Source organism: Rhodococcus sp. EPR-147 (genome assembly GCF_001647185.1).
In the GTDB taxonomy this organism is placed as follows: Bacteria; Actinomycetota; Actinomycetes; order Mycobacteriales; family Mycobacteriaceae; genus Rhodococcoides.
In genome coordinates, this window is record NZ_LVCU01000529.1 from 1 (window position 1) to 2,361 (window position 2,361).

The window sequence follows — 2,361 nt, forward strand, 5'->3', positions numbered from 1 at the left end:
TGCCGAGTCCGTCGAGTCCGAGGACAACACCACCTGGACCGTCAAGCTCAAGGACGGCTGGACCTTCCACGACGGCACCCCCGTCACGGCCGAGTCCTACACCAAAGCCTGGAGCTACAACGCGTTGAGTACCAACGCTTTCGGTGCCTCCTACTTCTTCGAGAACATCGAAGGCTACGCAGACCTGCAGGGCAGCGACACCGCCGAGCCCGTCGCGACCGAACTGAGCGGCCTGAGCGTCGTCGACGACACGACCTTCACCGTCAAGCTCAACGGACCGTTCGCGATCTTCCCGCTCACGCTGGGATACACCGCATTCGACCCGCTGCCCGAGGCGTTCTACGCGGACCCCGACGCCTACGGCGCTCGCCCGATCGGTAACGGCCCGTTCAAGGCCGACGAGGACTTCGTTCCCGGACAGGGATTCACCGTCACCAAGTACGACGATTACGCAGGCGACAATGCGGCACAGTCCGCAGGCGTCAACTTCAAGGTCTACACCGAGGTGAGCACCGGCTACAACGACGTTCAGGGTGGCGGACTCGACGTCATGCTCGACCTCCCCGAGGACGCATGGGCCACTGCCCGCGACACGTTCGGTGACCGGTACGGCGAGCGCGCACGTCCCGACATCACCTCGCTCGGCTTCCCGACGTACGATCCGCGATTCCAGGATCCGAACGTGCGTAAGGCATTCTCGATGGCCATCGATCGCCAGGCCATCGCGACCGCGATCTTCACCGATACCCGCACTCCGGCAGGTTCTTTCGCATCGCCCGTCGTCGACGGCTACCGCGAGGACGCCTGCGGTGCCAACTGCGAGCTCAACGCGGACGAGGCCAACCGTCTGCTCGACGAGGCCGGATTCGACCGCAGCCAGCCGGTGGATCTGTGGTTCAACGCCGGTGCGGGCCACGACTCGTGGATGACCGCCGTGGGCAACCAGTTGCGTGACAACCTGGGTGTGAACTACGCACTGCGCGGTGACCTCCAGTTCGCGCAGTACCTGCCGCTGCAGGACGCTCAGGGTATGACCGGCCCGTTCCGTTCGGGCTGGATCATGGACTACCCGTCGATCTACAACTTCCTCTCCCCGTTGTACTCGGCAGCCGCAACCCCGCCTGCAGGTAGCAACTACGTCTTCTTCAACGATCCGGCATTCGACGCCGCGCTGGCCGAAGGCAACAACGCTGCAGATATCGACGCTGCAACCGCGGACTACCAGAAGGCAGAGGACATCCTGATCGACCAGATGCCCGCTACTCCGCTGTTCTACGGCCTGAACCAGGCTGTGTGGTCCGATCGCGTCTCCGACGTCAAGATCGACAACCGAGGCAACATCATCCTCGAGGACGTCGTAGTCAGCTGACGACACACCCAGGTGGGTGGCAGCCAAGCGTGATCGGCTGTCACCCACCGGGTCTCGTTCAACCGTGGGGCGCATCCGTCCCACACCGACCTGCGCCGGCAAGACCCGAGGCGCAGGTTCGTCCCTTGTTCAAGGAGAAGACACACAGTGGGTCGCTACATCACTCGCCGATTACTGTTGACGATTCCCGTCCTGATCGGCTCCTCGTTCTTGATCTTCGCGATGGTCTACGCGCTCCCGGGTGATCCCATCCGCGCCCTCGCCGGAGATCGCCCCCTCGCCCCGGGCGTCGTCGCCCAGTTGCGAGACGAGTTCAACCTCGACGACAACCTGTTCGTGCAGTACTTCAAGTACATCGGCGGCTTCTTCCAGGGCGATTTCGGTACCGACTTCTCCGGACGCCCCGTTCTCGACACCATCGAGCGGGCACTTCCGGTCACGGTCCGATTGACCATCGTGGCCGTCGTCATCGAGACCGTCATGGGTATCGCTGCAGGCGTGCTCGCCGCCCTCAAGCGCGGATCCTTCTTCGACAACCTGGTGCTCATCTCGACGACGCTGCTGGTGTCGGTGCCGGTGTTCGTTCTCGGCTTCATCGCGCAGTTCACGCTGGGGCTCAAGCTAGGCATCTTCCCGATCTCCGGCATCAACGACGGCTGGTCGAGTTACCTGCTTCCCGGCCTGGTGCTCGCATCGCTGTCGATGGCGTACGTGGCTCGTCTGACCCGCACCTCGGTGGCCGAGTCGATGGCCGCGGATTACATCCGCACCGCCAAATCCAAGGGAATCAGCAACCGGCGCATCATCGTTCGACATGCGTTGCGCAACTCGCTGATTCCTGTTGTCACCTTCATCGGTGCCGACGTCGGTGGTCTGCTGGGCGGTGCCATCGTGACCGAAACGGTGTTCAACCTGCCCGGGCTCGGCCGCGCCATCTACGACGGTCTCGCCCGTCAGGAAGGTGCCGTCGTCGTCGGCATCGTGACGCTCTT

General features: G+C 63.4%; 2 protein-coding genes. Both read left to right on the top strand.

What is annotated here, in order from left to right:
* The coding region (locus A2J02_RS23080; protein ID WP_068054130.1) for a peptide ABC transporter substrate-binding protein at positions 1-1,369 on the top strand (1,369 nt) is incomplete at its 5' end.
* Positions 1,370-1,516: 147 nt separating this feature from the next.
* Positions 1,517-2,361, top strand: an 845-nt coding sequence (locus A2J02_RS23085) for an ABC transporter permease (RefSeq protein WP_068054132.1), incomplete at its 3' end; no start/stop codon positions are given.